Here is a 6,035-nt window from a genome sequence, read left to right as displayed (position 1 = left end):
TGCGGCACCTGAGCCACGCCATGGCCGCCCAGCCGGACGCGGACCGGTCGGTGGCGGCGGCCGCGATGCTGCGTCTCGGGGGGTTCGCCCCCGCGACGATGCAGTCGCTCGCCGCGCGTGCGGCGAGCTCGCTGTCCGGACGCCTGTTCAACGTGGTCGTGAGCAACTCGCCCGGTCCACAACGGCCCCGGTACGCGGGCCCTGCGAGGATGACCGAGATCTACCCGGTGATGCCGCTCGCGCGGAACCAGGCGCTCGCGGTCGGCATCACCTCGTACGACGGCGGGGTCCACGTCGGATTGAACGGTGACCGGAAGGCGTTGTCCGACGTCGACGTCCTCGCCGGCATGGTCACCGACGCGCTCGAGGAACTGAAAGGGACGATCTGGTGAGGGTCTACGTACCTGCCACAGTGCGCATGCTCCGGGAACTCGTCGACCACGGTGAGGTGCTCCCCGTCAACGGGACGGCGTTCGCGCTGACCCCGGCGTTGCGCGAGTCGTACACCAGCGGCACGACCGAGGAACTGGAATACGCCGCGCTCACCGAGGCGGCCAGGGCCTCGCTGCGGCTGCTGGCGGCCGAGCGGGACTCCGACGGTGCCGACGCCGACGGTGGGGATTCCGACGGTGGAGGTGCCGACGGTGCCGATGCCACGGACGGGGATGCCGACGGTGTGCCGGCGGACCCGGACCGGGCCGGGGGGAAGCACCCGCCGCGGCGGGTCGTCATCTCGGCCGACCCGGAGGAGGTGACGCTGCGCCCCGACCTGGACCACGCCGTCGTGCGGCTGTCCGGTCCCGTCCCGTTGGACACGGTGGCCGCGGTGCACGTGGACACCCCGGACGCGGAGAGCGCCGTGCTGGCCGCGGCGCCGGTGATCGACGACGCCGATCTGGGTGACGAGGACGCCGAGCTCGCCCTCGGCGACGCCGAGGACCACGAACTCGCCTGGTACGCGCCGCAGGAACTGCCCTTCCTCCTCGAACTCATGTAACCATGTGTCCGCGCACCGCCCACAAGGCGGACGAACAACGGAAAGGCGGGACACCATGGACGCTGTCACATCCGTACCGGTACCGGCGAACGAGCCGGTGCACACCTACGCCCCGGGGACCCCGGGACGCGGGTCACTGGAACGCAGACTGGCCGAACTCGAGGCCGAGCGCGTCGACCTCACCCAGACGATCGGCGGGCGGCACCGGCTCGCCGGCGGTGACCGGTTCGACGTCGTGCAACCGCACGACCACCGGCACGTGCTGGGGGTGGCCGCGCAGGCCACGGACAACGACGTCGCCGAGGCGGTCACCGCCGCGAAGTCGGCGGCACGGGGGTGGAGCGAACTCCCCTTCGACGAACGCGCGGCGGTGTTCCTGCGGGCGGCCGACCTGATCGCCGGGCCCTGGCGGGACACCATCAACGCGGCGACGATGCTCGGCCAGTCGAAATCGGTGCAGCAGGCCGAGATCGACGCGGCCTGCGAACTGATCGACTTCCTGCGGTTCAACGTCGCCTACGCGCGGCGCATCCTCGCCGAGCAGCCGAACTCCGTCCCCGGGGCCTGGAACCGGATGGAGTACCGCCCGCTCGACGGGTTCGTCGTCGCCATCACGCCGTTCAACTTCACCGCGATCGCGGGCAATCTGCCGTCCGCACCCGCGCTGATGGGCAACACGGTCGTGTGGAAGCCGACGCCGTCGCAACAGCTGGCCGCCCACTACACCATGCGGGTCTTCGAGGAGGCGGGACTGCCGCCCGGGGTGATCAACATGGTCACCGGCGACGGGCGGGCCGTCAGCGAGGTCGCCCTGCCCGACCCCGGCTTCGCCGGGCTGCACTTCACCGGGTCGACGGCGACGTTCAAGCACCTGTGGCGCACCATCGCGGACAACCTGGACAACTACGGGTGCTACCCGCGCATCGTCGGGGAGACCGGCGGCAAGGACTTCGTCGTCGCCCACCCGTCGGCGGACCCCGAGAAGCTGGTCACCGCTCTGGTCCGGGGGGCGTTCGAGTACCAGGGGCAGAAGTGCTCGGCCGTGTCCCGCGCCTACGTGCCGCGCTCGCTGTGGAACGACGGGCTGCGGGACCGGCTCGCCGACCTCACGAAGACGGTCACCTACGGCGACGTCACCGACCTGTCGAACTTCGGCGGGGCGGTCATCGACGCGCGGGCGTTCGCCAAGCACCGGGACCTGCTGGCGCAGGTGCGCGACGACCCGTCCGTGGAGACCCTGGTCGGCGGAGGATGCGACGACCGTGTCGGGTGGTTCGTCGAGCCGACGGTGCTGGTGTCGGACGATCCGGCGCACACGCTGTTCTCCACCGAGTACTTCGGTCCGATCATGGCGGTGCACGTCTACCCGGACGGTGACTACGAACGCATCCTCGACGTGGTCGACCGCAGCGCCCCGTACGGATTGACCGGGGCGGTCTTCGCCGACGACCGGGCGGCGGTGCAGCAGGCGCACCGCGCGCTGCGGCACGCGGCGGGCAACTTCTACGTCAACGACAAGCCCACCGGGTCGATCGTCGGGCAGCAGCCGTTCGGCGGGTCACGGGCCTCGGGCACCAACGACAAGGCCGGGTCGATGTTCAACCTGTTGCGGTGGACCAGCCCCCGGGCGATCAAGGAGACCTTCGTGGCCCCGACCGACATCACCTACCCGCACATGGGCTGAGCGGGAGGCGGGCACCGGAGGGCTGCCTCCGCAGACGGACCGGGGCCCCGGATCGGTGTGATCCGGGGCCCCGGGCTCCTGCGGGTAGAGGGGGTTCAGTTGCCGCCGGGCATGTCCGCACTCTCGAACTGGGTGACCTGGTCCGCCGGGGGCGCCTCGATGGTCACCGGCGTGCCCCAGTCGCTGTAGTTCATCACCATGGAGGCCGACCGGCCCATGACATCCAGGTTCATCTCGATGCGCCGGGGCAGGTTCTGGGAGTCGAGGTAGAGCTCCATGGGGATCGTGGTGTCCTGCGAGGGCTGAGGCTCGGCGCGGAGTTGCTCACCGCCCATCATCGCCGCGGCCTTCGTCATGTCGAGCTCGACCGTGTATCGGGTCACCTGTTCACCGTCGAGGGTCGTTTCCCGGGTGTCGACGATCTCGCCGCCGTACTGCTCGAGCTGTTCGAGCACCTTGGTCGGATCGCTCTGCTCGGCCATACCGGCACCACCGCCCATGGCCTCGGCCATCGGATTGTCGCCGTCCAGGGACATCTCGACCCACGGCTTGTCCGTCCCGGTGCCGGGCTCCGCCCCCTGCACCTGCGGCATCTTCATGTACATCGTCCGGTCGACCAGGCGCATCTCGATGGATCGGCCCTGCACGTCCATGGTCATGCTCATCGCCGTGTCCGTCCCGGCGTACCGGGCCTCGCCCTCGGCCCGCATCGTCTGCCCCATCCCCGTCGTCTCCATGCTGAAGCGCGACGAACTGGCCTCGGACGCCTTGTCGGAGGACGAGGAGACGAGTTCGGAGAGGTTCATGAACCCGCCATCGCCCCCGGTGCCCCCGGTGCCACCGGTGCCCCCGGACGCCCGGCCGTCGACCGTGTTCCCGCAGCCCGCGAGTGCCAGGACGAACGCGGCCGCGCCCGCGGCGAGAGCCGATCTGCGCATGCTTGCCCCCTCGTTGTCGAGTCTGTGTTGCCGGCTCGGACCTGCCCGCCGGCCGGACGGTTCCCCATTCGGGTGAAACGTGACCCGTATCACCAGCCACTCGCGTGCCCCGGCGATCGGGTTCGGTGCGGGCACCGTACCCCCGGTCAGCCCTCCGGCACCTCCGTGCCCGCGCGGGACTGCAGCAGTCGGCGCAGCGAGTCGAGCCGTCCCGGGGTGGCGTCCCCGTCGGTGACGACCCGGTCGAGGACGCAGTCCGGGTCCTTCGGTGGCCCGAGGTGGCCGCAGTTCGGCGGGCACTCCTCGGCCGCCTCGGCGAACTCGGGGAACGCGGCCACCAGCTGGTCCGGTGTCACGTGCGCGAGGCCGAACGACCGGATGCCGGGGGTGTCGACCACCCAGCCACCGTCGGGCAGCGGCAGCGCGACCGCCCCCACCGAGGTGTGCCGACCCTTGCCGACCGCGCTGACCTCCCCCGTGGCGAGCCCGGCCTCCGGCACGACCCGGTTCACCAGGGTGGACTTGCCGACGCCGGAGTGACCCACCAACGCCGACACCCGGTCCCGCAGCCGCTCCCGCAGCTCGGGGTTGTCGGTGTCGTACCGGGTGACCACGGACGGCACCGCCAGGTCGGCGTAGGAGGCCAGCAGCTCGTCCGGGTCCGCGAGGTCCGCCTTCGTCAGGCACAGCACCGGTTCCAGCCCGCCCGTGTAGCAGGCGACCAGACACCGGTCGATGAATCCGCGTCTCGGCGGCGGGTCGGCCAGCGAGGTGACGATGAACAGCTGCTCGGCGTTCGCGACCACCACGCGCTCGTACGGGTCCGTGTCGTCGGCGGTGCGGCGCAGCACACTCGTCCGCTCGTCGACCCGCACGATCCGGGCGAGGGTGTCCGGCGCCCCGCTGGTGTCCCCGACCAGCCCCACCCGATCGCCCACCACGATCGGTGTGCGGCCCAGTTCCTTCGCCCGCATCGCCGTCACGACACGGTCCGCCGCACCGTCGACCGCGCACCGCCAGCGGCCCCGGTCCACCGAGAGCACCATCGCGCCGACCGCGTCCGGGTGCGTGGGGCGCTGCTTGCTCCGGGGCCGGGAGCCCTTGCCCGGCCGCACCCGGACGTCGCTCTCGTCGAACGTGCGCCAATCCCTGCGCGGCAAACCGTTCCACCTTCCTGGCCGGGATCGCCGCCGTGCCCTGCCGGGACAACGGCGGCGACACTGTCACCGACGATGATCCCGCATGCCACTCGCCACGGCCGCACAACCGTGCCAGGATGGCGTCCGGGTGGACCGACACACCCGGGTACGCCCGTGCCGCCGCCGGGGACACCGGCGGGGCGGACGGAGGACGGAGGACGGAGACCGATGTGCGGCCGGTACGCGGCGACGAAGGATCCCGCCGCGTTGATGCGGGAGTTCGACGCCCTCGACGGCACGGACGGTTCCGGGCGGGGGCCGGACTACAACGTCGCGCCGACCAGGGACGTGGTCACCGTGGTCCAGCGGCATCCGCGCGACGCCGACGGCAACCCGCTCGCCGACGAGCCGCCGGTGCGCAGCCTCCGGATGATGCGCTGGGGACTGGTGCCGTTCTGGGCGAAGGACCCGTCCGTCGGTGCGAAGATGATCAACACCCGGGCCGAGACCGCGCGGGAGAAGCCCGCGTTCCGCAAGGCGCTGTCCCGGCGGCGCTGCCTGGTGCCTGCCGACGGGTGGTACGAGTGGAAGGCGGCCGACGGGGGGAAGGGCCGCAAGGAGCCGTTCTTCACCACCACCCGCGACGGGTCCTCGTTGGCGTTCGCGGGGCTGTGGGAGACCTGGCGCGACCCGAAGGGCGAGACGGACTCCCCGCCGTTGATCACGTTCTCGATCATCACCACCGACGCGGTCGGCCCGCTCGCCGACATCCACCACCGGATGCCGCTGGCGCTGCCGTCCGACCGCTGGGCCGGGTGGCTCGACCCGGACCGTGCCGACGCGACCGACCTGCTCCGGCCGCCGGAGCGGGACTGGGTCGACACCCTGGAGCTGCGCCCGGTGTCCACCCGGGTGAACAGCGTGCGCAACAACGGGCCGGAACTCGTCGAGCGGGCGGAGCCCGAGCCCACCGACCTCGACGACGGCGCCACCGGCGCCCTGTTCGAATTGCCGAAGCAGTGACCGGACACGGTGGGACACGCCGATGACGGTCACCGAGATCGCCACCCCGCACGGCCCCGCCCGGGTCTCGGTCCACGGGTCCGACGAGGGCGTGGCCGCCCTGTTGCTCGGACACGGGGCCGGCGGCGGGATCGAGGCCCCGGACCTGGTCACCGTCACCCGCGCGGCGCGCGCCGCGGACGTGCACGTCGCGCTGGTGGAGCAGCCCTACCGCGTCGCCGGGCGACGGGCCCCGGCTCCCGCGAAGCAGCTCG

At 71.9% G+C, this 6,035-nt stretch carries 6 protein-coding genes and 1 pseudogene; 5 read left to right on the top strand and 2 right to left on the bottom strand.

Annotated features, from left to right (window positions below; all coding sequences use genetic code 11):
* The 3 genes from ACTIR_RS24365 to pruA form a co-directional block, all read left to right on the top strand.
* The coding region (locus ACTIR_RS24365; RefSeq protein ID WP_034241034.1) for a WS/DGAT domain-containing protein at window positions 1–392 on the top strand (392 nt) is incomplete at its 5' end.
* Complete coding sequence (locus tag ACTIR_RS0118950; protein ID WP_411431339.1) at window positions 389–997, top strand: DUF6912 family protein; 609 nt, start codon at window positions 389–391, stop codon at window positions 995–997. The genes ACTIR_RS24365 and ACTIR_RS0118950, both read left to right, overlap by 4 nt.
* Before the next feature lie 55 nt (window positions 998–1,052).
* On the top strand, window positions 1,053–2,681 hold the full coding sequence (gene pruA, locus ACTIR_RS0118945) for an L-glutamate gamma-semialdehyde dehydrogenase (protein ID WP_026455452.1): 1,629 nt from the start codon (window positions 1,053–1,055) through the stop codon (window positions 2,679–2,681).
* 95 nt (window positions 2,682–2,776) lie between these two features.
* Here the strand turns inward: pruA and ACTIR_RS0118940 are convergent, their stop codons facing one another.
* Together ACTIR_RS0118940 and rsgA are read right to left on the bottom strand one after the other, a co-directional pair.
* Window positions 2,777–3,619, bottom strand: coding sequence for a hypothetical protein (locus ACTIR_RS0118940; RefSeq protein WP_026455451.1), 843 nt, complete (start codon window positions 3,617–3,619; stop codon window positions 2,777–2,779).
* A 146-nt stretch (window positions 3,620–3,765) separates the two neighbouring features.
* The gene (gene rsgA, locus ACTIR_RS0118935) at window positions 3,766–4,779 is read right to left on the bottom strand and encodes a ribosome small subunit-dependent GTPase A (protein ID WP_026455450.1); all 1,014 of its coding nucleotides are present in this window, start codon (window positions 4,777–4,779) and stop codon (window positions 3,766–3,768) included.
* Between the two features lie 207 nt (window positions 4,780–4,986).
* Here rsgA and ACTIR_RS0118930 point away from each other — a divergent pair, with 207 nt between their 5' ends.
* Together ACTIR_RS0118930 and ACTIR_RS24360 are read left to right on the top strand one after the other, a co-directional pair.
* Window positions 4,987–5,781, top strand: a complete 795-nt coding sequence (locus tag ACTIR_RS0118930; protein WP_026455449.1) for an SOS response-associated peptidase — start codon at window positions 4,987–4,989, stop codon at window positions 5,779–5,781.
* A 22-nt stretch (window positions 5,782–5,803) separates the two neighbouring features.
* Window positions 5,804–6,035, top strand: a pseudogene (locus ACTIR_RS24360) (alpha/beta family hydrolase); the annotation flags it as partial.

The organism is Saccharomonospora iraqiensis subsp. iraqiensis (assembly GCF_000430445.1).
GTDB lineage: Bacteria > Actinomycetota > Actinomycetes > Mycobacteriales > Pseudonocardiaceae > Saccharomonospora > Saccharomonospora iraqiensis.
The sequence above is the reverse complement of the archived record's forward strand: the minus strand, read 5'-3'. Positions and strand labels throughout refer to the sequence as shown.